This is a genomic window from Lysobacter sp. GX 14042, assembly GCF_021390425.1.
GTDB lineage: Bacteria > Pseudomonadota > Gammaproteobacteria > Xanthomonadales > Xanthomonadaceae > Novilysobacter.
The window spans coordinates 635533-660420 of record NZ_JAJUWY010000001.1 but is presented as its reverse complement, the minus strand read 5'-3'; the positions used below and the strand labels follow the sequence as shown (position 1 = coordinate 660420).

The 24888-nt window shown below is 70.7% G+C and carries 23 protein-coding genes, 1 tRNA gene and 1 pseudogene; 23 read left to right on the top strand and 2 right to left on the bottom strand.

Features of this window, described 5'->3' with window-relative positions:
* Nucleotides 1-135 precede the first annotated feature (135 nt).
* Nucleotides 136-1434, top strand: a pseudogene (locus LY625_RS03105) (transglycosylase SLT domain-containing protein); the annotation flags it as partial.
* A 69-nt stretch (nt 1435-1503) separates the two neighbouring features.
* On the opposite strand, the gene asd reads toward LY625_RS03105, so the two are convergent.
* Together asd and LY625_RS03095 are read right to left on the bottom strand one after the other, a co-directional pair.
* Entirely contained in the window at nt 1504-2361 is an 858-nt protein-coding gene (gene asd, locus LY625_RS03100; RefSeq protein ID WP_233737516.1) for an archaetidylserine decarboxylase, read from the bottom strand.
* Between the two features lie 4 nt (nt 2362-2365).
* Complete coding sequence (locus LY625_RS03095) at nt 2366-3016, bottom strand: SCO family protein (RefSeq protein WP_233737515.1); 651 nt, start codon at nt 3014-3016, stop codon at nt 2366-2368.
* A 97-nt stretch (nt 3017-3113) separates the two neighbouring features.
* On the opposite strand from LY625_RS03095, the gene prmB reads away from it, so the two are divergent.
* From prmB to nuoH, 22 genes are all read left to right on the top strand, one after another.
* Nucleotides 3114-4061 carry a 50S ribosomal protein L3 N(5)-glutamine methyltransferase gene (gene prmB, locus LY625_RS03090; protein ID WP_233737514.1) on the top strand — a complete coding sequence of 316 codons (948 nt, stop codon included), beginning with the start codon at nt 3114-3116 and terminating at the stop codon, nt 4059-4061.
* 39 nt (nt 4062-4100) lie between these two features.
* Entirely contained in the window at nt 4101-5210 is a 1110-nt protein-coding gene (gene aroC / locus LY625_RS03085) for a chorismate synthase (protein WP_233737513.1), read from the top strand.
* Nucleotides 5211-5258: 48 nt separating this feature from the next.
* Nucleotides 5259-6290 (top strand): aspartate-semialdehyde dehydrogenase, encoded by a 1032-nt coding sequence (locus tag LY625_RS03080; RefSeq protein ID WP_233737512.1) that lies wholly within the window; start codon nt 5259-5261, stop codon nt 6288-6290.
* A gap of 73 nt (nt 6291-6363) precedes the next feature.
* Nucleotides 6364-8208 carry a FimV/HubP family polar landmark protein gene (locus LY625_RS03075; protein ID WP_233737511.1) on the top strand — a complete coding sequence of 615 codons (1845 nt, stop codon included), beginning with the start codon at nt 6364-6366 and terminating at the stop codon, nt 8206-8208.
* Between the two features lie 63 nt (nt 8209-8271).
* The gene (gene truA, locus LY625_RS03070) at nt 8272-9069 is read left to right on the top strand and encodes a tRNA pseudouridine(38-40) synthase TruA (protein ID WP_233737578.1); all 798 of its coding nucleotides are present in this window, start codon (nt 8272-8274) and stop codon (nt 9067-9069) included.
* A 40-nt stretch (nt 9070-9109) separates the two neighbouring features.
* On the top strand, nt 9110-9772 hold the full coding sequence (locus tag LY625_RS03065; RefSeq protein WP_233737510.1) for a phosphoribosylanthranilate isomerase: 663 nt from the start codon (nt 9110-9112) through the stop codon (nt 9770-9772).
* 17 nt (nt 9773-9789) lie between these two features.
* Entirely contained in the window at nt 9790-11001 is a 1212-nt protein-coding gene (gene trpB / locus LY625_RS03060) for a tryptophan synthase subunit beta (protein WP_233737509.1), read from the top strand.
* Between the two features lies 1 nt (nt 11002).
* On the top strand, nt 11003-11815 hold the full coding sequence (trpA, locus tag LY625_RS03055; RefSeq protein ID WP_233737508.1) for a tryptophan synthase subunit alpha: 813 nt from the start codon (nt 11003-11005) through the stop codon (nt 11813-11815).
* Nucleotides 11816-11888: 73 nt separating this feature from the next.
* Nucleotides 11889-12779 carry an acetyl-CoA carboxylase, carboxyltransferase subunit beta gene (accD, locus tag LY625_RS03050; protein WP_233737507.1) on the top strand — a complete coding sequence of 297 codons (891 nt, stop codon included), beginning with the start codon at nt 11889-11891 and terminating at the stop codon, nt 12777-12779.
* A 40-nt stretch (nt 12780-12819) separates the two neighbouring features.
* Entirely contained in the window at nt 12820-14187 is a 1368-nt protein-coding gene (gene glmM / locus LY625_RS03045) for a phosphoglucosamine mutase (RefSeq protein WP_233737506.1), read from the top strand.
* Nucleotides 14188-14206: 19 nt separating this feature from the next.
* Nucleotides 14207-15163, top strand: coding sequence for a 2-oxoglutarate and iron-dependent oxygenase domain-containing protein (locus tag LY625_RS03040; RefSeq protein WP_233737505.1), 957 nt, complete (start codon nt 14207-14209; stop codon nt 15161-15163).
* 59 nt (nt 15164-15222) lie between these two features.
* A complete protein-coding gene (tpiA, locus tag LY625_RS03035) occupies nt 15223-15975 on the top strand; it encodes a triose-phosphate isomerase (protein ID WP_233737504.1) in 753 nt (250 codons plus the stop codon).
* Between the two features lie 33 nt (nt 15976-16008).
* Nucleotides 16009-16422, top strand: a complete 414-nt coding sequence (gene secG, locus LY625_RS03030) for a preprotein translocase subunit SecG (protein WP_233737503.1) — start codon at nt 16009-16011, stop codon at nt 16420-16422.
* Nucleotides 16423-16539: 117 nt separating this feature from the next.
* Nucleotides 16540-16624: transfer RNA gene (locus LY625_RS03025), tRNA-Leu, on the top strand.
* 93 nt (nt 16625-16717) lie between these two features.
* Entirely contained in the window at nt 16718-17077 is a 360-nt protein-coding gene (gene ndhC / locus LY625_RS03020; protein ID WP_233737502.1) for an NADH-quinone oxidoreductase subunit A, read from the top strand.
* Nucleotides 17068-17643 carry an NADH-quinone oxidoreductase subunit B gene (locus LY625_RS03015; protein ID WP_233737501.1) on the top strand — a complete coding sequence of 192 codons (576 nt, stop codon included), beginning with the start codon at nt 17068-17070 and terminating at the stop codon, nt 17641-17643. Before ndhC ends, LY625_RS03015 begins: the two co-directional genes overlap by 10 nt.
* Complete coding sequence (locus LY625_RS03010) at nt 17640-18380, top strand: NADH-quinone oxidoreductase subunit C (RefSeq protein ID WP_233737500.1); 741 nt, start codon at nt 17640-17642, stop codon at nt 18378-18380. The genes LY625_RS03015 and LY625_RS03010 overlap by 4 nt, the downstream gene beginning before the upstream one ends.
* Nucleotides 18381-18388: 8 nt before the next feature.
* The gene (locus LY625_RS03005) at nt 18389-19690 is read left to right on the top strand and encodes an NADH-quinone oxidoreductase subunit D (RefSeq protein ID WP_233737577.1); all 1302 of its coding nucleotides are present in this window, start codon (nt 18389-18391) and stop codon (nt 19688-19690) included.
* A gap of 23 nt (nt 19691-19713) precedes the next feature.
* The gene (nuoE, locus tag LY625_RS03000) at nt 19714-20241 is read left to right on the top strand and encodes an NADH-quinone oxidoreductase subunit NuoE (RefSeq protein ID WP_233737499.1); all 528 of its coding nucleotides are present in this window, start codon (nt 19714-19716) and stop codon (nt 20239-20241) included.
* An 8-nt stretch (nt 20242-20249) separates the two neighbouring features.
* Complete coding sequence (gene nuoF, locus LY625_RS02995; protein ID WP_233737498.1) at nt 20250-21611, top strand: NADH-quinone oxidoreductase subunit NuoF; 1362 nt, start codon at nt 20250-20252, stop codon at nt 21609-21611.
* Nucleotides 21608-23836, top strand: a complete 2229-nt coding sequence (nuoG, locus tag LY625_RS02990) for an NADH-quinone oxidoreductase subunit NuoG (RefSeq protein WP_233737497.1) — start codon at nt 21608-21610, stop codon at nt 23834-23836. The genes nuoF and nuoG overlap by 4 nt, the downstream gene beginning before the upstream one ends.
* Nucleotides 23836-24888, top strand: coding sequence for an NADH-quinone oxidoreductase subunit NuoH (gene nuoH / locus LY625_RS02985; protein ID WP_233737496.1), 1053 nt, complete (start codon nt 23836-23838; stop codon nt 24886-24888). The genes nuoG and nuoH overlap by 1 nt, the downstream gene beginning before the upstream one ends.

Below are 24888 nucleotides of genomic sequence, written 5' to 3'. Positions count from 1 at the left end.
CGTCGTGGCCGACGGGGCGATCCGGCATGGCCGGGCCGCGGTCGCCGGATCGTGACAGGCCGGCCGCTGCGCGCGATTGCGGCCCCGTGCCACGGCGGCTTACCCTGCCGGCTGCCTGGTCTCTCCGCAGTCGACATGACCCATCGTTCCCCCCTCCCGGCGCTGGCGCGCGGCCTGGCGCCGGCGCTTGCGCTCGTCCTGCTGCTGCCGGTTTCCGACGCCCATGCCCAGTCCCGCCGCGACCGCGAGGCGGCGCAGGAACTGGCCGCCCGCATGGAAGCGGCCGAAGCCGGCTACCGCGAGGCGATGGTGCACATCGCCAACGCCGACCCGCGGGGCACCGCGGAAGCCGATGCCGCGCTGGAGGACATGGAGGACATCATCAGCGCCTGCGGCGCGCTGCGTGGCTGCTCGGTGCCCACGCTGGCCACCAGCTACAAGCGCCTGCTCAAGGTGCATGCCGATATCGAGGCGGGCGTCGAGACACTGCAGGCCGACGAGCTCGACCACCACGTGCACCCGGTGCTGGAGGACGTGCCCGAGGCGGCGCGTGCGGCGGCGCTGATCGGCGGCGACAACCGCCACGACTTCGACCGCCTGGTGGAGTTCAACCCGGCGGTGCAGGAGGGCATCCGGCGCTGGCTGACCGACATGCGCGGCGCCTTCGTCGCCAGCTACGAGAACTACCAGTACCTGCGCCACCGCATGTGGCCGCATTACGAACGGGCCGGGCTGCCGGAGGCGCTGCTGTTCGGGATCATGGCCAAGGAATCCGGCGGCCGGGTGCATTCGACCTCGCGCGCCGGGGCCGCCGGGCCGATGCAGTTCATGTACACGACCGGGCATCGTTTCGGACTGGGCGAGGACGGTTCGGGCTTCGACACCCGCTACGACCCGTACGCCGCGTCCGGGGCCAGCGTGGCCTACCTCAACGAGCGCCTGGGCGAGCTCAACCGCAGCATTGAAATGGCGCTGGCGGCCTACAACGGCGGCGAGGGCCGGGCACGCCGGATCCACCGCGAGAACCCCGGCAGGAGCTTCTGGCACGAGGAGGTCTACCGCCAGTTCCCGGCCGAGACCCGCGACTACGTGCCGATGGTGATTGCCGCGGCCTGGCTGTTCCTGCATCCGAAGGAGTACGGCCTGGACCTGCCGAAGGTCAACGTGCGCCCGGCGGCGCTGGTGCTCGAGCAGCCGGCGTCGATCTACCAGCTCACCATCTGCCTGGGCAACAACGGCGTGCACGAGGGCTACATGCGCGCCCTGCGCAACCTCAATCCCCGCTACCGCGCCGACGACGTGATCGCCGCCGGCACCACGCTGATGTCGACCGCCCGCATCAACGGCCTGTACAGGCGCCACTGCCTGGAGGGACGGCGCGCGGAGCTGGCACGCACCCTGGTGTCGAGCAATCCGGAAGCGGCGGTAATCCGGGGCGGGGCGCCAGCGGTCGCCCCGGTCGCGCCCGAGCTGGCGCCGGACGAGGGCTAGCCGGAGGGGCGGTCAGCCGCGCAGGGTCGCCAGGCGCTGTCCCAGCCGCACCGGCGACTCGGCCTCCAGCCCTGGCGCGAGCTCGGCCACGCCCGGCGGCAGCAGCACGATGACGGTCGAGCCGTAGTTGAAGCGCGCCATTTCGGCGAAACGCTCCAGGGTGATGCCGCGGCCGCGGTAATCGGTGCGGCGGACGCTGTGGCCATACCCCGGGATCTCGATCCCGCTCCACACCGTTTCCACGCCCGAGACCAGCATCGCGCCGACCATCACCATCGCCATCGGCCCGAAGCCGGTGTCGAAGTGGCACACCAGGCGCTCGTTGCGGGCGAACAGCCGCGGGATATGGGCGACCGCCGCCGGACCGACACTGAACAGCCGGCCGGGGACGTGCACGGTCTCCAGCAGTGTCCCGGTCCACGGCATGTGCACCCGGTGGTAGTCGCGCGGGGACAGGTACACGGTGGCGAACAGGCCGCCATGGAAGACCCGGGCGTACCCGGGGTCGGCCAGCAGTTCGGCCGCGGTGAACGACTGGCCCTTGGCCTGGAAGATGCGGCCCGCCCCGTCGCCGCTGCCGATCGGCCCGGCCTGGCTGATCCGGCCGTCGGCCGGCATCAGCAGGGCCCGCGGGTCCGCCTCGGCGACCCGGGCGCCCTCGCGAAGCGCCCGGGTGAAGAAGGCATTGAAACTGGAGTAGCCGCGCGGGTCGGACTGCTCGGCCTCGGACAGGTCGACGCCGAAGCGCCGGGTCACGGTGTCGATCAGCCACGCACTGGTGCGGGCATCCTCCGAGTACGCCAGGCGCCGGGCCAGCGAGGACAGCAGCCGGTGCGGCAGCACATGGGTCAGGCGGGTGGTCAGGCTCATGCGGTCAGGGTGCGCTGGCTTCGGTGAGGGCTTGCAGGTCGGCGGCGATCGTCGGGATGTCCAGCGGTGGCTGGACCACGCCGGTCATCCGGCCCTGCGGGTCGAGCAGCGCGATCGAGGCACTGTGGTCGACGGTGTACTGGTCGGCGGGCGCGCCCTCGGCGGCCGGCACCTTGGCGAACACCAGGCTCAGCGAGCGGGTGAACTTCTCCAGCGCCGGAATGTCCGCGGTCGCCGCCAGGGTGTCGCGGTGGAAGTGGTGGGCGTACTCGCCGATGCGGTCGGGGGTGTCGCGCTCCGGGTCGACCGAAACGAACAGCACCCGCGGGCGGGTGGCCTCGGGCAGCGCCTCCCATTGCCTCTGTGCCTGCGACAGCTGGGCCAGGGTCATCGGGCAGATGTCGGGACAATGGGTGAAGCCGATGAACACCAGGGTCCAGTGGCCGTGCAGCTCACCGGGAACCAGGTCGGTGCCGTCGGACTGGCGCAGGCTGAAATCCGGGAGTTCGCGCGCCGGCTCGAACAGCCGCACCGCGCTGGTCTGCGGCCACTGCGAGGGGACCTCGGCCTGGTTGAAGAAACGCTGCGCGGCGACCAGCCCGAGGCCGGCGGCCACGGCGATCAGCACGACGGCGAGGGCAGTGCGGTTGAACATGGCGGGACCTTCGGGAACGGTTGCGCCGGCCATGATAGCCGGGGGCGGCCGCTATAATCGGCGGCCTTCACAGCAACCTTCAGCCGGCCTCCCACACATGACCGCCGACCGCGTCGACCTTTCCGCCGCCCGCTTCGAGCCGCTCTCGATCATCGACCTGATCCGTTTCGGCGCCAGCCGCTTCGCCGAGGCCGGGCTGACCTTCGGCCACAGCTACGACAACGGCCTGGACGAGGCGACCCAGCTGGTGCTGCACGCAGTGTCGATGCCCCACGACCTCAGCCCGGTCTACGGCGCCTCGAAGGTCACCAGCGACGAGAAGGCCCGGGTGCTGGAGCTGTTCGAGCGCCGCATCAACGACCGCGTCCCGGTTGCCTACCTGACCGGCGAGGCCTGGTTCGCCGGCCTGAGCTTCAGCTCCGACCCGCGCGCGCTGGTGCCGCGTTCGCCGATCGCCGAGTTGATCGAGGCCGGCTTCGAGCCCTGGCTTGGCGGGCGCGAGGTGCGGCGGGCGCTGGACCTGTGCACCGGCTCGGGCTGCATCGCCATCGCGATGGGCCACTACAACCCCGACTGGGAGGTCACCGGCGCCGACATCGACGCGGATGCGCTGTCGCTGGCCGCCGAGAACCGGGAGCGGCTGGAGGCAGGCAACGTGCAGCTGCGCCGCTCGGACCTGTTCCAGGGCCTGGAAGGCGAGGTCTACGACCTGATCGTCACCAACCCGCCCTACGTCACCCACGAGGAGACCGACGCCCTGCCGCCGGAGTACGCGCACGAGCCCGAACTGGGCTTGCGTGCCGGCGACGACGGCCTGGACCTGGCACTGAGGATCATGCGCGACGCACCGCGGCACCTGTCCGAAGACGGCCTGCTGGTCTGCGAAGTGGGCGAGGCCGAGCACGCCCTGGTCCGGCTGCTGCCGGAACTGCCGCTGGCCTGGGTCGAGTTCAAGGTCGGCCAGATGGGCATCTTCGTGGCCGAGCGCGCCGACCTGCTCGAGCACCACGAGCGCATCCGCGCGCTGGCCGACGCCCGCGCCTGAGGTCCACAGGCGCCGCGGGAGCGGCGGCAGGGAGTACGCATGGGCAGCAACACCTTCGGGACACTGTTCGCGGTCACCACCTTCGGCGAGAGCCACGGGCCGGCGATCGGCTGCGTGGTGGACGGCTGCCCACCCGGGCTCGAACTGGCGGCGGAGGACTTCCGCCACGACCTGGAGCGGCGCGCGACCGGGCGGAGCCGGCACACCTCGGCGCGGCGCGAGGCCGACGAGGTGGAGATCCTGTCGGGGGTGTACGGAGGACTGACCACCGGCACGCCGATCGCGCTGCTGGTGCGCAACACCGATGCGCGCAGCCGCGACTACACCAGGATCGCCGACCGCTTCCGGCCCGGCCACGCCGATTACACCTACTGGCAGAAGTACGGGATCCGCGACCCGCGTGGTGGCGGGCGGTCCTCGGCGCGCGAGACCACCATGCGGGTGGCCGCCGGGGTGATCGCGAAGAAGTGGCTGGCCCGGCGCCACGGGGTGCGCATCCAGGGCTGGTTGTCGCAGCTTGGCGAACTGCTGCCCGACGGCTTCGACCCGGCTGCGATCGAAGGCAACCCGTTCTTCTGGCCGCACGCGCCGCAGGTACCGGAACTGGAGGCGTACATGGACGCGCTGCGCAAGTCCGGCGACTCGGTCGGCGCGCGGGTGGACGTGGTCGCCGAGGGCGTGCCGCCGGGCTGGGGCGAGCCGGTCTACGGCAAGCTCGACGCCGCCCTGGCCGCGGCGCTGATGGGCATCAACGCGGCCAAGGGCGTGGAGGTCGGCGACGGCTTTGCTTCGGTCGCCCAGCGCGGCAGTGGGCACCGGGATGTGATCGGCGCCGGGGGGTTCGGCTCCAACCACGCCGGCGGCGTGCTCGGCGGCATCAGCAGCGGCCAGCCGCTGCGCTGCTCGGTGGCCTTCAAGCCCACCTCCAGCCTGCGCCTGCCGGTCGCCAGCCTGGACGTGGAGGGCAACCCGGTCGAGGTCGTCACCACCGGGCGCCACGATCCCTGCGTCGGCATCCGTGCCACCCCCATCTGCGAGGCCATGGTCGCGCTGGTGCTGATGGACCAGGCGTTGCGCCACCGCGCCCAGTGCGCCGATGTCGGCCCGGTCACGCCCCGGGTCCCGGGGCAGGACCGCCCGACTGCGTGATGCCGGTACAACCCTTTAAGCTGCTGTCTTTGACCCGCGAGCCCCCAGATGCATGATCCCGTGAACGTCGCTGTCGTTGGTGCCACCGGTGTGGTCGGCGAGGCATTGCTGAGGACCCTGGAGGAGCGCTCGTTCCCGGTGGCGCAGTTGCGGCTGCTGGCCAGCGCGCGCTCGGCCGGCGAGCGGCTGGAGTTCGCCGGGCGCCAGGTGCTGGTCGAGGACCTGGCGACGTTCGATCCGGAGGGCATCGACATCGCCCTGTTCTCCGCCGGCAGCGAGGCTGCCCGCGCGCACGCGCCGCGCTTCGCGGCGGCCGGGGCGACGGTGATCGACAACTCCTCTGCGTTCCGCGACGACCCCGCGGTCCCGCTGGTGGTGGCCGAGGTGAACCCTGAGGCGCTGGCCGACAGGCCGAAGGGCATCATCGCCAACCCCAACTGCTCGACCATCCAGATGCTGGTGGCGCTCGCGCCGCTGCACCGGGCGGCGGGCATCGAGCGGATCAACGTGGCCACCTACCAGTCGGTGTCCGGCACCGGGCGCGACGCGCTGGAGGAGCTGGGGCGGCAGACCGCCGCGATGCTCAGCTTCCGCGAGGCCTCGCCGGAGGTCTACCCGGTGCAGATCGCATTCAACGTGTTCCCGCAGGGCGGCGGGTTCTGCGACAACGGCTACACCACGGAGGAGATGAAGCTGGTCCACGAGACCCGGCGTATCCTCGGCGACGACTTGATCGGGGTGAACGCGACCGTGGTCCGGGTGCCGGTGTTCTATGGCCATTCCGAGGCGTTGCACATCGAGACCCGCGACAAGCTCACCGCCGAGGCGGTGCGCGCGCTGCTGCGCGAGGCACCCGGTGTCGAGGTGGTCGATGAGCGCCGCGATGGCGGCTATCCCACGCCGGTGACCCACGCCTCGGGGCATGACCCGGTCTACGTCGGGCGGATCCGCGAGGACCCCTCGCACCCGCGCGGGCTGGCGCTGTGGGTGGTGGCCGACAACATCCGCAAGGGCGCCGCGCTCAATGCGGTGCAACTGGCCGAACGGGTCCACGCGGCGCGGAACGGGGGCGCCGGTTGACGGCCGTGCCGCCGTCGCCGCGTTGCCGGTGCCGGCCGTCGCCGCTAGAGTCGCCGCCAGGGGAGGGCCGCGCGTGACAGTGAACAAGGTGTTCCGCATTGCGATCGCAGTGCTGCTGCTGCTTGCCAGCCAGGCGGCCGCGGCGCTCGGCCTGGGCCAGATCCGCCTGAAGTCCGGGCTGGGCGAGCCGTTGCTTGCCGAGATTCCGGTCGTCTCCAGTGTCCCGGGCGAACTCGAGCGGCTGAGGGTCGGCCTGGCCTCGCCGGAGACCTTCGCCCGCATCGGCCTGGATCCGCCGCGTGGCGTGGTCGCCGACCTGCAGTTCAACCTCGCGCTGGGCGACGACGGGCAGCCGGTGATCCGGGTCACCAGCCCGCAACCGATCGACGAGCCGATGCTGAGCTTCCTGGTCGAGGTCGACTGGGGGCAGGGCCGGCTGGTGCGCGAGTACTCGGCACTGGTCGATGCGCCGCGTACCGTTTCGGCGCCGCTGGCACCGCCGGTACAGGCCCCGGTGGCCGCGCCATCCAACACCATCGTCCGTGCGCCGGCCAGCGCCACGCAGGACGAGCCGGATCCCGTGGACGGAAGCCCGGCCGACGCCGCATCGGACGCACCGGCGGAGCCGCCGACGGAATCGCCGGCGCCGGCGCAGGCGGTCGCGACAGCCTCGGTGCCCGTGCCGCCCACGCCGGCGACAGCCGCGCAGCGGCCCGGCGAAGTGCGGGTCCAGTCCGGCGACACGCTCTCGCAGCTCGCCCGTAGCCTGGAACTGGAGGGCAGCCTGGAGCAGGCGATGATCGCCCTGCTGCGCTCCAACCCCGGCGCGTTCATCGACGGCAACATCCACCTGTTGCGCGCCGGGGCGGTCCTGCGGGTGCCCGGCGGAAGCACGGTGGCCGAGGTCGATGCGGCCCAGGCGCTGGCCCAGGTGCGTGAACAGACCCGCGCCTGGCGCCAGGCGAACCAGGCGGTGGCGCAGCCCGCCGCCGGGGCGGGCACGGCGACACAGCTGGCTGGCGATGCGCCCGACACGGCCGGTGCGGAGGGCGGGCCGGAGGCAGCGGCCGCCGATGCGCGGCTGGAGATCGTGCCGCCCGGCGCCAGCGACGCGACCGCGGCGGGTACCCGCTCCGGCATCTCCGAAGGGGGCGAAGGCGACACCATGCGACAGGAACTGCAGCAGGCCAACGAGGTCCTGGCCGCCCGCGAGGCGGAACTGGACGAGATGAGGAGCCGCCTGGCGGAGCTGGAGAAGATCCAGGCCGACCAGCGAGAGTTGATCTCGCTGAAGGACAACGAGCTGGCATCGGTCCAGGCCGAGCTGGCGCAGGCGCGCGAACATGACGCGCCGGCAAGCGGGACCGGCTGGTGGATCGGCGGCGGGGCACTCCTGCTGCTGGTTCTGCTGGGTGGCTGGCTGATGCGCCGCAAGGCCGACCAGGCGCCGCGGTTCCGCGCCCCGGTCGAGCCGGCGGAGGCGCCCGTCGCGTCGGATCCGCGCGCCTCGGCCTTCCCGGCCAGTGCGCCGGCCGCGGCGGCCACCGCTCCGGCATGGCACGCCGGCGGGGCGGAGGACGAGCGCCCCGCAGCCGCACCCCAGGCGACCGAAACCACTGCACCCGCGGTGGCGAGCCCGCGGGTCGATCCGGCTGCGGAGGAACACCGCGCGGACCTGCCCCCGGACGGCCCCGGCGATGCCCCGGCTGGCCCGGCAGTCACAACCGATACCGGTTCGGTCGACGACCCGGCGGACTTCCAGGCGGAAGCCCCCGGTCACGAGCGCCTGGAACTTGCCCGTGCCTATCTCGACCTCGGTGACGGCGACAGCGCCCGCCAGTTGCTGACCGAGCTGGTGGTCAGCGGCGACCTGGCCTCGCGCCAGGAAGCCGCGCGCCTGCTGCGCGAACTGGACTGAGCGGCAATGGCGGGAGACGACAGCGCCACCGTTCCCGGGTCCGGCGCAGGCGTCCCGCCGCCGCTGCGGCGCTGGGCGCTGGGGATCGAATACGACGGCGGTGGATTCTCCGGCTGGCAGCGGCTCAGCCGCCCCGGGGAGCCCGACCGCCGTCCGGACGAGCCCACCGTGCAGTCGGCGGTGGAGGAGGCGTTGTCGTTCGTCGCCGGCCTGCCGGTCCAGGTCACCTGCGCCGGCCGCACCGACGCCGGCGTCCATGCCGCCTGCCAGGTCGTGCACTTCGACGGTCCGGCCGGCCGCGACCCGCGCGGCTGGGTGCTGGGTACGACCACCCGGCTGCCGCGCGCGGTCGCGGTGCGCTGGTGCCTGCCGGTCGACGACAGCTTCCACGCCCGCTTCAGCGCCCGGGCCCGGCGTTACCGCTACAGCCTGCTCAACCGCCCGGTGCGCCCGGCCCTGCACCGGCAGTACCTGTCCTGGGAGCGCCGCCCGCTGGACGCCGGCGCGATGCACCGCGCGGCCCAGGCGCTGGTCGGCGAGCATGACTTCTCCGCGTTCCGCACCGTGCACTGCCAGGCGCCGCACGCGCGCCGCGAGCTGCAGGACATCGCGGTCAGCCGCCAGGGCGATACCGTCATCGTCGAGGTGCAGGCCAACGCCTTCCTGCACCACATGGTCCGCAACATCGTCGGCAGCCTGCTCGAGGTCGGTGCCGGCGGGCGGCAGCCGGGCTGGATCGCCGAGGTGCTGGACGGCCGCAGGCGCGATCTCGCCGGGCCCACGGCGCCGGCGGCGGGACTGGTGTTCCTCGGGCCACGCTATCCTTCACAATGGGGTCTTCCGGGCGAGGTAACGCTATGAAACGGGTCCGCAACCCAGTAGATGCCCGGCGATGCCAACCATGAACCAGAAGATCCTGTTCCGCACCCGCATCAAGTTCTGCGGTTTCACCCGCTCCGGTGACGTGCGCCTGGCGTGCGAGCTGGGGGCCGACGCGATCGGTTTCGTTTTCGCCCACGGCAGCCCGCGCCGGGTGGCGGCGGAAGAGGCGAGGGCGATGCGCCAGGCGCTGGCCCCGCTGGTCGATGCGGTCGCGCTGTTCCGCGACAACTCGGTCGACGAGGTGCGCGACGTGGTGCGCAAGGTGCGGCCCAGCCTGCTGCAGTTCCATGGCGAGGAGGACGATGCGTTCTGCCGCGGGTTCGGCGTGCCCTACCTGAAGGCGATCGCGATGGGCAGCGACCTGGTCCGCGGGCACCCGGCGGCGCTGCAGGAGCGCTACCCGGGCGCCGCCGGCTTCCTGTTCGACAGCCACGCCCCGGGGGAGGGCGGCGGGACCGGCCGGACCTTCGACTGGGGGCGCATTCCCACCGGCGTGCAGAAACCCTACCTGCTGGCCGGAGGCCTGACGCCGGACAACGTCTTCGATGCGGTGATGGCCACGCTGCCGTGGGGCGTGGACGTCTCCAGCGGCATCGAAAGCGAGCCGGGGGTCAAGGACGGCGAGCTGATGCGCCGTTTCGTCGAGGAGGTCCGGCGGATCGACTGCCACGTTCTCGACTGAGCCTGCGACAATGGGCCATGTCCGATTCCATCGATTACCACGCCTGGCCCGACGCCACGGGCCACTTCGGCCGCTACGGCGGCCGTTTCGTCGCCGAGACCCTGGCCGGCCCGCTGCAGGAACTCGCGCAGGCCTATGACCAGGCTCGCGGCGACCCGGGGTTCATCCACGCCTTCGAGCAGGACCTGGCGCACTACGTCGGCCGGCCCAGCCCGATCTACCATGCCCGGCGCCTGAGCGCGGACGTGGGCGGTGCCCGGATCCTGCTCAAGCGCGAGGACCTGAACCACACCGGTGCGCACAAGATCAACAACACCATCGGCCAGGCCCTGCTGGCCAGCCGCATGGGCAAGACCCGGATCATCGCCGAGACCGGCGCCGGGCAGCACGGCGTGGCCAGTGCCACCGTGGCCGCGCGGCTGGGCCTGGAATGCGTGGTCTACATGGGTGCGACCGACATCGCGCGGCAGAAGATCAACGTCTACCGCATGCAGTTGCTGGGGGCGAAGGTGGTGCCGGTGTCCAGCGGCTCGGCGACCCTCAAGGACGCGCTCAACGAGGCGATGCGCGACTGGGTGACCCACGTCGCCGACACCTTCTACATCATCGGCACCGTGGCCGGCCCGGATCCGTACCCGCGGATGGTGCGCGACTTCAACGCCGTGGTCGGCCGCGAGGCGCGGGCGCAGATGCTGGCCGAATACGGCCGCCTGCCCGATGCGGTGACCGCCTGCGTCGGCGGCGGCAGCAACGCGATCGGCATTTTCCACGCCTTCCTCAATGACCGCGACGTGCGCATCGTCGGCGCCGAGGCGGCGGGCGAGGGCATGGACGGCGGGCGGCACGCGGCATCGCTGGCGGCCGGGCGGCCGGGCGTGCTGCACGGCAACCGCACCTACGTGCTGTGCGACGACGACGGGCAGATCAGCCAGACCCACTCGATCTCCGCCGGGCTGGACTACCCCGGGGTCGGGCCGGAGCACGCCTTCCTCAAGGACACCGGGCGCGCCGACTACCTCGGGATAACCGACGCGGAGGCGCTGGACGCCTTCCACCGGCTGATCCGCACCGAGGGCATCCTGCCGGCGCTGGAGTCCAGCCATGCGGTCGCCCAGGCGATCAAGTTGGCCCGGGAGCTACCCACCGACGCGATCGTGCTGTGCAACCTGTCCGGCCGTGGCGACAAGGACGTGCACACCATCGCCGCGCGCGAAGGAATCGAGGTCTGACATGGGCCGCACAGCACGCCGTTTCGCCCGGTTGCGCGCCGCAGGGCGCAAGGCACTGGTGCCCTTCATCACCGCCGGCGACCCTTCGCTGGAGGCGACCGTCCCGGTCATGCACGCGCTGGTCGCCGCGGGCGCGGACGTGATCGAGCTGGGGGTGCCGTTTTCCGACCCGATGGCCGATGGTCCGGTGATCCAGCACAGCTCCGAACGCGCACTGGCGCGCGGCGCCGGGCTGGACCGGGTACTGGAGATGGTCCGGGAGTTCCGCCGGAGCGACGACGAGACCCCGGTGGTGTTCATGGGCTACCTCAATCCGGTCGAGGTGCGCGGGCCACAGCGCTATGCCGCCGCGCTCGCCGCGGCGGGCGTGGACGGCACCCTGCTGGTGGACCTGCCGCCGGAAGAGGCGGCCGGGTACCGCAGCGCCTTCGATGCCGCGGGGATCGACCTGATCCTGCTGGCGGCCCCGACCAGTTCCGCCGCCCGGATGGACCTGCTGCGGCGACACGCCGCCGGTTACCTGTACTACGTCAGCTATGCCGGGGTGACCGGCGCCGACCGCCTCGACAGCACCCGGGCCGGAGAGCGCCTGCGTGAACTGCGCGAGGGCAGCAACGTGCCGGTGGTGGTCGGCTTCGGCATCCGCGATGCGGACAGTGCGGTGCGCATGTCGGCCCAGGCCGATGGCGTGGTGGTCGGCAGCGCGCTGGTGCAGACCATGGCCGCGGCGGGTTCGCCGGGCGAGGCGGCGGAGCTGGCCGCGGCGTTCCTGCGCCCGCTGCGCCAGGCCCTGGACGCGCAGGTGCCGGGCTGACCGGCGGGTGCTGCGCTAGACTTCGCTCCCTTGCATCTGGCCTCCGGGCCGCACCACGACACGGAAACCACGCATGTCCTGGCTCAAGAAACTCATGCCCTCGGGCATCCGCACCGATGCGGCCACCACCGCCAAGCGCCGCAGCGTCCCGGAAGGGCTGTGGGAGAAGTGCGACAGCTGCGGCGCGGTGCTCTACCGTCCGGAGCTGGAGGAAAACCTCGAGGTCTGCCCGCGCTGCGGGCGCCATCGCGCGATCCGCGCCCGCGCCCGGCTGCTGGCCTTCCTGGACCCGGGCAGCACCCGCGAGATCGGCACCGCGCTGTGCCCGACCGACGTGCTGCGCTTCCGTGACCAGAAGCGCTACTCGGACCGCATCAAGGCGGCGCAGAAGGCCACCGGCGAACGCGATGCGCTGATCGCCATGTCCGGCACCCTGAAGGCGCAGCCGATCGTCGCCTGCGCCTTCGACTTCGCCTTCATGGGCGGCTCGATGGGCTCGGTGGTCGGCGAGCGTTTCGCCCTGGCCGCCGAGGCGGCGCTGGAGGCCGGCTGCCCGCTGGTGTGCTTCACCGCGACCGGCGGGGCGCGCATGCAGGAGAGCCTGTTCTCGCTGATGCAGATGGCCAAGACCTCGGCCGCGCTCGGGCGCCTGCGCGAAGCCGGACTCCCCTATATCGCCGTGCTCACCCATCCGACCACCGGTGGCGTGTCGGCCTCGCTGGCGATGCTGGGCGACATCAACATCGCCGAGCCGGAGGCGCTGATCGGCTTCGCCGGCCCGCGGGTGATCGAGCAGACCGTGCGCGAGACCCTGCCGGAGGGCTTCCAGCGCAGCGAGTTCCTGCTCGAGCACGGTGCCATCGACCAGATCTGCGACCGCCGCGAGCTGCGCGACCGCATCGCCACGCTGATGGCGATGATGATGAAGCAGCCGCGCCCGTCCGGCGACGCCGCGGCCGCCTGATCCACTGGCCGGCCAGGCCGGCCCTGCAACGGAATACTCCATGACCCGCAAGTACTTCGGCACCGATGGCATCCGCGGCCACGTCGGCGAGGGCCCGATCTCGGCCGACTTCGTCCTGCGCCTGGGCAACGCCTACGGCTTCGCCCTGGTCCGCGAGGGCCGCGGCAGCCGCCGCCGCTGGCGCAAGCCGGTGGTGATCATCGGCAAGGACACCCGCATCTCCAACTACATGTTCGAGGCCGCGCTGGAGGCCGGGCTGGTCGCCGCCGGCGTGGACGTGCAGCTGATGGGGCCGATGCCGACCCCGGCGGTCGCCCACCTGACCCGCTCGATGCGCGCCGACGGCGGCATCGTCATCTCCGCCTCGCACAACCCGCACTACGACAACGGCATCAAGTTCTTCTCCGCCGACGGCGAGAAGCTCGACGACGCCACCGAGCTGGACATCGAGGCCGCGCTGGAACAGCCGTTCCGCACCGTGGAATCCGCGGAACTGGGCAAGGCCGAGCGCACCCGCGATGCGATCGGCCGCTACGTGGAGGCCTGCAAGAACTCGGTGCCGCGCGGCTTCGACCTGGAAGGCATGAAGGTGGTGGTGGACTGCGCCAACGGCGCAACCTACCGCCTGGGCCCGATGGTGCTGCGCGAGCTCGGGGCGCAGGTCGATGCGATCGGCATCGATCCCGACGGGCTGAACATCAACGCCGGCGTCGGCTCCACCCATCCTGAGCAGCTTGCCGCGCGCGTGCTCGAGACCGGCGCCGACCTGGGCATCGCCTTCGATGGCGACGGCGACCGGGTGCTGTTCGTCGACGCCGCCGGCCAGGCGCGCGACGGCGACGACCTCATGTACGTGCTGGCCAACGACTGGCGCGCCAGTGGCCGCCTGCGCGGCCCGGTGGTCGGCACGGTGATGACCAACTACGGCCTGGAGCAGGCGCTGGACCGGGCCGGGATCGGCTTCGTGCGCGCCAAGGTCGGCGACCGCCACGTGCACCAGCAGCTGGTGGCGCACGACGGGGTGCTCGGCGGGGAAACCTCCGGCCACCTGCTGTGCCTGGACCGCTCCGGCACCGGCGACGGCATCGTCAGCGCGCTGCAGGTATTGGAGGTGCTGCAGCGCCGGGGCGTGACCCTGGCCCAGGCCTGCGAGGGCCTGGTCAAGCTGCCCCAGCGCACGGTCAACGTCCGTTACGCGAACGGTGCCCGCCCGGCCGAGGCCGCCGACGTCAAGGCCGCGCTGGCGCGGGCGCAGGTCGCCGTGGAGGGCAGGGGGCGTGCGTTCCTGCGCCCCTCGGGCACCGAACCGGTGGTCCGGGTAACGGTGGAGGCCGACGACGAGGCCCTGATGCAACACACGGTCGAGACCCTGGCCGCCGCCGTGCGCGAAGCCGCCGGTGCCGCCTGACACGCAAGACGAGGACGACATGACCCAGACCCGTATCCCCACCCTGGACCTGCGCCGGTTCACTGATCCATCCAGCCCGGACGACCGCCAGGCCTTCGTATCCGAACTCGGCAACGCGTACCGCGAATGGGGCTTTGCCGGCATCCGCGGCCACGGCATCGGCCAGGCGCAGATCGCGGCGTGCTACGACGTCTTCCAGCGCCTGTTCGCGCTGCCCGAAGAGGTCAAGCTCAAGTACCACGTGCCTGGCGGCGGCGGTGCCCGCGGCTACACCCCGTTCGGGGTGGAGACCGCCAAGGGCGCCACCCACCATGACCTCAAGGAGTTCTGGCACGTCGGGCGGGAGATCCCGCGCGACTCGAAGTACGCCGGGGTGATGCCGCCCAACCCGTGGCCGGAGGAGGTCCCGGACTTCCGCGAAAAGGCCTACGGCCTGTACCAGGCGCTCGATGCGGTGGGTTCACGGGTGCTGGCGGCGCTGGCCCTGCACATCGACCTGCCGGAAGACTGGTTCGCCGACAAGACCGACAGCGGCAACTCGATCCTGCGGCCGATCCATTACCCGCCGATCACCGCCCCCGACATTCCCAACGTGCGCGCCGGTGCCCACGAGGACATCAACCTCATCACCCTGCTGGTCGGCGCCAGTGCCGAGGGCCTGGAGGTGCTGTCGCACGCCGGCGAGTGGGTGCCGTTCACCGCCGACGAGGACACCATCGTGGTCAACATCGGCGACATGCTGCAGCGGCTGACCAACCACGTGTATCCGTCCACCACCCACCGGGTGGTCAACCCCCGGGGCGAGCGCGCCCGCCAGCCGCGGTATTCCACGCCGTTCTTCCTGCATCCCAACCCGGACTTCGTGATCGACGTGCTGCCGGCGTGCGATACCCCGGACAACCCCAGCCGGTACCCCGAGCCGATCACCGCCCAGGGCTACCTGGAAGAGCGCCTGCGCGAAATCAAGCTGAAGTAGGGCGTGGTCGCACCCGTTCAGCTACAATGCGCGGTCCCATTTTCCCGCGGGGTAAGTGCATGACTCGTCCCAGGATCGTCGCCGGCAACTGGAAGCTCCATGGCGACCGGCAGTTCGCGAACCCGCTGCTCGACGCGGTGGCCGCCGCTGCCGCGCCCGCGGGCGTCGAGCGGGTCATCCTGCCCCCGCTGCCGTTCCTCGGCGAGCTGGCCTCCCGTTACGGCGGCAGGGGCCTGGCCTTCGGTGCACAGGACGTCAGCGCCCATGACAAGGGCGCCTACACCGGCGAGGTGTCGGCGGCGATGCTGGCCGACGTGGGCGCGCGCTACGTCCTGGTCGGCCACTCCGAGCGCCGCCAGTACCACGGCGAGAGCAGCGACCTGGTCGCCGCCAAGTTCAGGGCGGCGCGCGCCGCCGGCCTGGTGCCGGTGCTGTGCGTGGGCGAGACCTGGGGCGAGCGCCGCGAAGGCAAGGCCGAGTGGCGCCTGCAGGAGCAGCTGCGTCCGGTGCTGGAGCTGGGCCTGGAAGCGCTCGACGGCGCGGTGCTGGCCTACGAGCCGGTCTGGGCGATCGGCACCGGCAAGACCGCCAGCCCGGAGCAGGCCCAGGAGATCCATGCCTTCCTGCGTGGTGAAATCGCCGGCCACGATGCTAGAATCGCCGGCTCGCTGCCGATCCTGTACGGTGGCAGCGTGAAGGCCGCAAACGCCGCCGAGCTGTTCACCCGGCCCGACGTCGATGGCGCCCTGGTCGGTGGTGCATCGCTGGTGGCGGACGAGTTCAACGCCATCGCCGCCGCGGCCGCGCACTGACCCCACGCCCCTTTTTCCGAGAGTCCCGCCCCGATGCTGTTGTTCCTCAACGTCATCTACGTCCTGCTCGCGATCGCGATGATCGTGCTGATCCTCATGCAGCGCGGCGCCGGCGCCCAGGCAGGCAGCGGCTTCGGCGGCGGCGCGTCGGCGACGGTGTTCGGCTCCCGCGGTGCCTCCAGCTTCCTGAGCAAGAGCACCAAGTGGATGGCGATCACGTTCTTCGCCATCAGCCTGTTCATGGCCTGGCACGCGACCCGCACCGCTCCCGCCACGGTCGGCGATGACCTGGGCATCATGTCCCAGGTGCCGGTGGTGCCGGCTGCCCCGGCGCCGGACACCTCGGTTCCGGCGGCCCCGCAGCAGGCGCCGGCGGGCGACGTGCCGGCGGTCCCGCAGGCCGCGGAACCGCCTGAATCGGCACCGCCGGGTACTGCGGAAAACTGATCCGTGACGGTACAATAGGTAGTCGATGCCCGGCATGGATGAACGGGCAACCGGTCGCAAGGACCGGGGGCCGTGGCAGCAGTGCCGCGGTCGACCAGGAGGATGGCTGGACAATGTGCCCAGGTGGCGGAATTGGTAGACGCACTACCTTGAGGTGGTAGCGGCTTCGGTCGTGGGGGTTCGAGTCCCCCCTTGGGCACCACTCCAGCATCATCAATCAGCGGCAAGACTGCCTGTCACGGCGGGGCTGCCGGAGCCAAGGCCGCAAAGTGCGGCGTAGCCTGAGAGAGCAAACGTGCTGGGCGAATATCTGCCGATCCTTCTGTTCCTCGTCGTGAGCACCGGCATCGGTGTGGTGCTGCTGGCGGTCGGTTACATCGCCGGGCCGCGCAGCGCCAGCAGCGCGGCGAAGCTCTCCGCCTACGAGTGCGGCTTCGAGGCCTTCGACGATGCGCGGATGCAGTTCGACATCCGGTATTACCTGATCGCCATCCAGTTCATCATCTTCGACCTGGAAATCATCTTCATCGTGCCCTGGGCCACGGTCTTCCGTGACCTGGGCCTGCTCGGCCTGATCGAGATGGGCATCTTCGCCGGCATGCTCCTGATCGGCTTCATCTACGTCTGGAAGAAGGGAGCCCTGGAATGGGAGTGACCAAGACCATCTCGGGCCTGATGAACAACCCGGTGCCCGAAGGGCGCCTGGACGACATCCTGCTGCCCGAGGCCGACAACCCGGTCATGCAGCAGGGCTACGTGACCACCAGCATGGACGCGCTGTGGAACTGGGCGCGCACCGGCTCCATGTGGCCGGTCACCTTCGGCTTGGCCTGCTGCGCGGTCGAGATGATGCACGCCGGCGCAGCGCGCATGGACCTGGACCGCTACGGCGTGGTCTTCCGCCCGACGCCGCGGCAGTCCGACGTGATGATCGTGGCCGGCACCCTGGTCAACAAGATGGCCCCGGCGCTGCGCAAGATCTACGACCAGATGCCCGACCCCAAGTGGGTGATCTCGATGGGCAGCTGCGCCAATGGCGGCGGCTATTACCACTACTCGTACTCGGTGGTGCGCGGCTGCGACCGCATCGTCCCGGTCGACATCTACGTGCCGGGCTGCCCGCCGACCGCGGAGGCGCTGGTCTACGGCATCCTGCAGCTGCAGAAGAAGATCCGCCGCGGCACCAACTTCGGCGAAAATCGCCAGGGTGTGCACGGATGAGCCAGGACAGCCAGAGCCTTGCCGCGCGCCTGCGCGAGCGCTTTCCCGATGCCGCCGTCACCATCACCGGGGCGCGCGACGAGGTCACCCTCGAGCTGGCCGCCGACCAGTGGCTGGACTCCGCCCGCGCGCTGCGCGACGACTTCGGTTTCGAGCAGCTGACCGACCTGGCGGGCATCGACTACCTGGGCTGGGGCGTCGACGAGTGGGACACCAACGCCTCCTCCGAAGGCTTCTCCCGTGGCGTCGAGGGCAATGGCCCGGGCCGCTTCAAGTGGGGCCAGGCACCCAGCGGCGCGGCCGCCGCGCCGGAGCGCCGCTTCGCCGCGGTGGTCCACCTGATCAGCTACCAGCACAACCAGCGGCTGCGCCTGCGTGCGTTCGCCGCGGACGACAGCCTGCCGGTGCTGGATTCGCTGACCGGCATCTGGGCGGGTGCCAACTGGTTCGAGCGCGAGGCGTTCGACCTGTACGGCATCGTCTTCCGCGGCCACCCGGACCTGCGCCGGCTGCTGACCGACTACGGCTTCATCGGCCATCCGTTCCGCAAGGACTTCCCGCTGATCGGCAACGTCGAGGTCCGCTACGACGCCCAGAAGCAGAGGGTGGTGTACGAGCCGGTGTCGATCGAGCCACGCGTGCTGGTGCCGCGGGTGATCCGCGACGACTCCCGATATGAGACCGCCGCCGATGAAGCGGCCGCGCGCCAGCCGGCCGCCGGCGAGGTGAAGCAATGAGTACCGCGATGCACGACATGCGCCCCGGCATGGACCTGCGCCCGGCCGCCGAGCCGGCGCCGGAGATCCGCAACTACACGATGAACTTCGGCCCGCAGCACCCGTCCGCGCACGGCGTGCTCCGGCTGATCCTGGAGATGGACGGCGAGGTCGTGCAGCGCGCCGATCCGCACGTGGGCCTGCTCCACCGCGGCACCGAGAAGCTGGCCGAGTCCAAGCCGTTCAACCAGTCGATCGGCTACATGGACCGGCTCGACTACGTGTCGATGATGTGCAACGAGCACGCCTACGTGCTGGCCATCGAGAACCTGCTGGGCATCCAGGCACCCGAGCGCGCGCAGTGGATCCGGACCCTGTTCGACGAGGTCACCCGGATACTGAACCACCTGATGTGGCTGGGCTCCAACGGCCTGGACCTGGGCGCGATGGCGGTGATGCTCTACGCGTTCCGCGAGCGCGAGGAGCTGATGGACGTCTACGAGGCGGTGTCGGGCGCGCGCATGCACGCGACCTACTACCGTCCCGGTGGCGTGTACCGCGACCTGCCCGACCGCATGCCGCGCTACAAGGAGTCCCCGTGGCGCAAGGGCGGCAAGCTCAAGAAGTTCAACGAGTGGCGCGAAGGTTCGCTGCTGGACTTCCTCGATGCGTTCGCCGACGACTTCCCCGGCCGGGTCGACGAGTACGAAACCCTGCTCACCGACAACCGCATCTGGAAGCAGCGCACCGTCGGCGTCGGCGTGGTCAGCCCGGAGCTGGCCCGCCAGTGGGGCATGACCGGGGTGATGCTGCGCGGCTCGGGCATCGAGTGGGACCTGCGCAAGAAGCAGCCCTACGCGAAGTACGCCGAGGTGGATTTCGACGTGCCGGTGTCCAGTGGCGGCGACTGCTATGACCGCTACCTGGTGCGCATGGCCGAGATGCGCCAGTCGGCACGCATCATCAAGCAGTGCGTGGCCTGGCTGCGCGCCAATCCCGGCCCGGTGATGGTGGACAACTACAAGGTCCGCCCGCCCAGCCGCGAGGAAATGAAGGAGTCCATGGAGGGCCTGATCCACCATTTCAAGCACTTCACCGAGAGCTACTGCGTGCCGGCCGGCGAGACCTATGCCGCGATCGAGGCACCCAAGGGCGAGTTCGGCTGCTACCTGGTCTCCGACGGCGCGAACAAGCCGTTCCGGGTCAAGTTGCGGGCCCCCGGCTTCGCCCACCTGTCCTCGATGGACGCGGTGATCCGCGGCTACATGCTGGCCGATGCCGTGGCCATGATCGGCACCTACGACCTCGTCTTCGGCGAGGTGGACCGCTGAGGCGGTCGCGAGGAACTGACTGAATGAAACCCACCGGAAGCTACGAAGCCACCCAGGACGTCGACCCGATCGCGCTGCTGTCGGACGAGACGCGCGCCTACATCGACCACTGGGTTTCCAAGTTCCCGCCCGAGCGCAAGCGCTCGGCGGTGATCCAGGCCCTGTTCAAGGCCCAGGAGCAGAACGGCGGCTGGCTCAGCGACGAGCTCACCGTTGCCGTGGCGAAGTACCTGGAGATCCCGAAGGTCTGGGCCTTCGAGGTCGCCAGCTTCTATTCGATGTTCCAGACCAGCCCGGTGGGCCGGCACAACGTGGCCTTCTGCACCAACATCAGCTGCTGGCTCAACGGCGCCGACGAACTGGTCGCCCATGCCGAGAAGAAGCTGGGCTGCAGGCGCGGCGAGTCCACCGCGGACGGCCGCGTCTACCTGAAGCTGGAAGAAGAGTGCGTGGCCGCCTGCACCGGCGGCCCGGTGGCCATCATCAACGGTCATTACCACGAGCGGCTCGACCTGGCGAAGGTCGACGAGCTGCTCGACGGGCTGGAGTGAATCAGTTCATGGCGCATCGCGACTACTCCCAGGCGACCGGCCCGGTGGGCCCGGCCCCGCAGGAGCACAACGTCGTCTACACGACCCTGCATTTCGACATGCCGTGGTCGTACGACAACTACCTCAAGACCGGCGGCTACAGCGCCTGGCGCAGGATCCTCGCCGAGAAGATCGCGCCGGCCGACGTCATCGAGATGGTCAAGCAGTCCGGCCTGCGCGGCCGTGGCGGCGCAGGCTTCCCGACCGGCCTGAAGTGGAGCTTCATGCCCAAGGGCGGGGACGTGCAGAAGTACATCCTGTGCAACTCCGACGAGTCCGAGCCGGGCACCTGCAAGGACCGCGACATCCTGCGCTACAACCCGCACGCGGTGATCGAGGGCATGGCGATCGCCTGCTATGCCACCGGTTCCACCGTGGCCTACAACTACCTGCGCGGCGAGTTCCACCACGAGCCCTTCGAGCGCATCGAGCAGGCGCTGAAGGAGGCCTACGACAACGGCTGGCTGGGCAAGGACATCCTCGGCAGCGGGATCGACGTCGACATCCACAACGCGCTGGGCGCCGGTGCCTACATCTGCGGCGAGGAAACCGCGCTGATGGAGTCGCTGGAGGGCAAGAAGGGCCAGCCGCGCTTCAAGCCGCCGTTCCCGGCCAACTTCGGCCTCTACGGCAAGCCGACCACCATCAACAACACCGAGACCTACGCCTCGGTGCCGGCGATCATCCGCAACGGCCCGGAGTGGTTCCTCAACCTGGGCAAGCCCAACAACGGCGGCGCCAAGGTGTTCGCGGTGTCCGGCCACGTGAACCGGCCGGGCAACTACGAGATCCGCCTGGGTACCCCGTTCGCCGAGCTGCTGGAACTGGCCGGCGGCGTGCGCAACGGCAACCGCCTCAAGGCGGTGATCCCGGGTGGCTCGTCGATGCCGGTGCTCCCGGCCGACACCATGATGGGCCTGACCATGGACTACGACGCGCTGCAGAAGGCCGGCTCCGGCCTGGGCTCGGGCGCGGTGATCGTCATGGACGAGCACGCCTGCATGGTCCGCGCCTGCCAGCGCATCGCCCGCTTCTACCACGCCGAGAGCTGCGGCCAGTGCACTCCGTGCCGCGAAGGCACCGGCTGGATGCACCGCATGGTCAACCGCGTGGTCGAGATGAAGGCCACCGTGGCCGACCTGGAGATGCTGCGTACCGCGGCCGGGCAGATCGAGGGCCACACCATCTGCGCCTTCGGCGAGGCGGCCGCCTGGCCGATCCAGGGCTTCCTGCGCCACTACTGGGATGAATTCGAGTACGCGATCGTGAACAAGCGCTTCCTGGTCGATGACCAGCGTGCCGGGACCGTGGCCGCGAAGGTGGTCGCATGAGCGCGCAGCCGACCAACCCCAACGTGCCCCCGGACCACGTCACCATCGAGATCGACGGCGTCGAGATGTTCGCGCCCAAGGGCTCGATGATCATCCACGCCGCCGACAAGGCCGGAATCCCGGTCCCGCGCTTCTGCTACCACGACAAGCTGAGCATCGCGGCCAACTGCCGCATGTGCCTGGTCGACGTGGACAAGATGGGCAAGCCGGCGCCGGCCTGCGCGACCCCGGTCATGGACGGCATGAAGGTGCGCACCCGCAGCGAGAAGGCGCTGGGCGCGCAGCGCAACGTGATGGAGTTCCTGCTCATCAACCACCCGCTCGATTGCCCGGTCTGCGACCAGGGCGGCGAGTGCGAGCTGCAGGACCTGTCGCTGGGCTACGGCCGCTCGGTGAGCCGCTTCGTCGAGCGCAAGCGCGTGGTGCCCGACGAGGACATCGGGCCGCTGGTCGCCACCGAGATGACCCGCTGCATCCACTGCACGCGCTGCATCCGGGTCGCCGGCGAGATCGCCGGCACCTACGAGCTGGGCGGCATGTACCGTGGCGACCGCATGGCGATCGGCACCTGGGACGGCAAGCCGCTGATGACCGAGCTGTCGGGCAACGTCATCGACGTCTGCCCGGTCGGCGCGCTGACCAACAAGCCGTTCCAGTTCCGTGCCCGCGCCTGGGAGATGCTGGCGCGGCCGTCGCTGGGCTACCACGATGCGCTGGGCAGCAACCTGTTCCTGCACGTGCGCCGGGGCGAGGTGATGCGCACCGTCCCGCGCGACAACGACGACGTCAACGAATGCTGGCTGTCCGACCGTGACCGCTACTCGCACCTGGGCCTGTATGCCGCCGACCGTGCCGGGGTGCCGGAGGTGCGCGAGAACGGCCAATGGCGCGAGGCCAGCTGGGAAGAGGCCCTCGGCCGTGCGGCGGACATCCTGCGCGCCAACGGCGCCGACCAGCTCGGCGTGCTGGTGCACCCGGCGACCTCCAACGAGGAAGGCGAGCTGCTGGCACGCCTGGCCCGCGCCCTGGGCACCGGCAACCTCGACCACCGCATCGGCCAGCTCGACCTGACCGATTCGGCGGTTGCCGAGCCGTCCGGCATGGCGGTGGCCGACATCGAGAAGGCCGACGCCATCGTGCTGGTGGGGACCAACCTGCGCCACGAACTGCCGCTGGTGAATGCCCGCGTGCGCAAGGCCTGGCGCGACGGTGCCAAGGTGCACGTGGTCAACCCGGTCGACTTCGACCAGACCTTCGACCTGGCCGGCAAGCACATCGTCGCCCCGTCGCGGATCGCCGCCACGCTGGCCGGCAACGAACTGCGCGAGGCGCTGCAGGGCAGGTCCCGTGCAGTGGTGATCGTCGGCGCGCTGGCCGAGAACGGGGCGCATGCCTCCGCGATCCGCGCGGCCGCGCGCGACTTCGCCGCCGCCACCGGCGCGGCCCTGTGCCGCATCCCGCAGGGTGCCAACGCCGTTGGCCTGGCCAACCTGGGCGTGCTGCCGAGCGGCCGCGATGCCCGCGGCATGCTCGCCGAGCAGCGCGGCGCCTACATCCTTTACGGCATCGAGCCGGGCCTGGATTTCGTCGATACCGCCATCGCCATGAAGGCACTGGACGGCGCCCAGGTCGTGGCCTTCAGCCATTTCGCCTGCGAGTCGACCCGCGCGGTCGCCGACGTGATCCTGCCGATCGGGCTGCTGCCGGAGATCGACGCCACGCTGACCAACCTGGACGGCCGCGAGCAGTCCACCGCAGCCGGCGGCAAGCTGCCGCGCCAGGCGCGCGAGGGCTGGAAGGTGCTGCGTGCACTGGGCGGCCTGCTGCAGGCCGAAGGCTTCGGCTTCACCGACCTGGCTGGCCTGCGTGGCGGTATCGCTCCGCGGCAGGTCACCCCGGTGGCCGGCGCGCCGGCCCCGGCGGGCGAGGGCATGGAGGTGGCGGCGAGCGGGGCGATCTACCGCGTCGACGCGGTGGTGCGCCGCGCGCCCGCGCTGCAGGCGCATCCGCTGAACCAGGCACCGCGTGCGGTGATCAACCCGGCCGACGCGGACGCGCTGGGCCTGCAGCACGGTGCGACCGGGCGCTTCGGTACCGCGGCGGGCACCGCCACGCTGCCGGTCGAGCTCAACGCGCGCGTCGCTCCGGGCACCGTTTGGATTGAAACCGGACATGCCGCCACCGCGCCGCTGCGCGCCGGTCGGCTGCAGGTCGGGAGGGCTTGATGATGCTTGACCCGTTCCGCGACTGGCTGCTGGACTTCGGTGCGGCCGGCGCCGCCCTGTGGATCGTGCTGAAGATCCTGGCGATCGCCACGCCGGTCATCCTGGCGGTCGCCTTCTACGTGCTGTGGGAGCGCAAGCTGATCGGCTGGATGCACGTGCGCCACGGGCCCGTGCACGTGGGCATGGGCATCCTCCAGACCTTCGCCGACGTCTTCAAGCTCCTGTTCAAGGAGCTGTTCCAGCCGGCGGCCTCGTCGAAGTTCCTGTACAGGCTCGCCCCGCTGCTGGCCATGGTGCCGGCGTTCGCGGCCTGGGCGGTGATCCCGTTCGATGCACAGGTGGTGCTGTCGAACGCCAACGCGGGCCTGCTGTACCTGCTGGCGATGACCTCGCTGGGCGTGTACGGGGTGATCCTCGCCGGCTGGGCCACCAACTCCAAGTACGCGCTGCTGGGTGCGATGCGTGGCGCGGCGCAGATGGTGTCGTACGAGATCTCGATGGGCTTCGCGCTGGTCGGGGTGATGGTCGCCGCCGGCAGCCTGAACCTGAGCGAGATCGTCATGGCCCAGGCCGGCAACGCCGGGCTGTTCGAGTGGTTCTGGCTGCCGCTGTTGCCGCTGGCGGTGATCTACTTCGTCTCCGGCGTGGCCGAGACCAACCGCGCGCCCTTCGACATGGTCGAGGGCGAGTCGGAGATCACCGGTGGCCACCTGGTGGAGTACTCCGGCGCCGGTTTCGCGCTGTTCTTCCTGGCCGAGTACGCCAACATGATCCTGATCAGCTTCCTGGTCTCGGTCTTCTTCTTCGGCGGCTGGCTGAGCCCGTTCCATGGCTGGGGGATCCCGCTGCTGTCGGTCGACGGCTGGTGGTGGCTGCTGCTCAAGGCATTCTTCTTCGCCAGCTGCTTCGTGTGGTTCCGCGCCACCTTCCCGCGCTACCGCTACGACCAGATCATGCGCCTGGGCTGGAAGGTCTTCGTGCCGCTGGCCATCGCGTGGATGGTGGTCACCGCGCTGATGGTGTACTTCGGCGTGTTCGAGGCGGGGCGATAG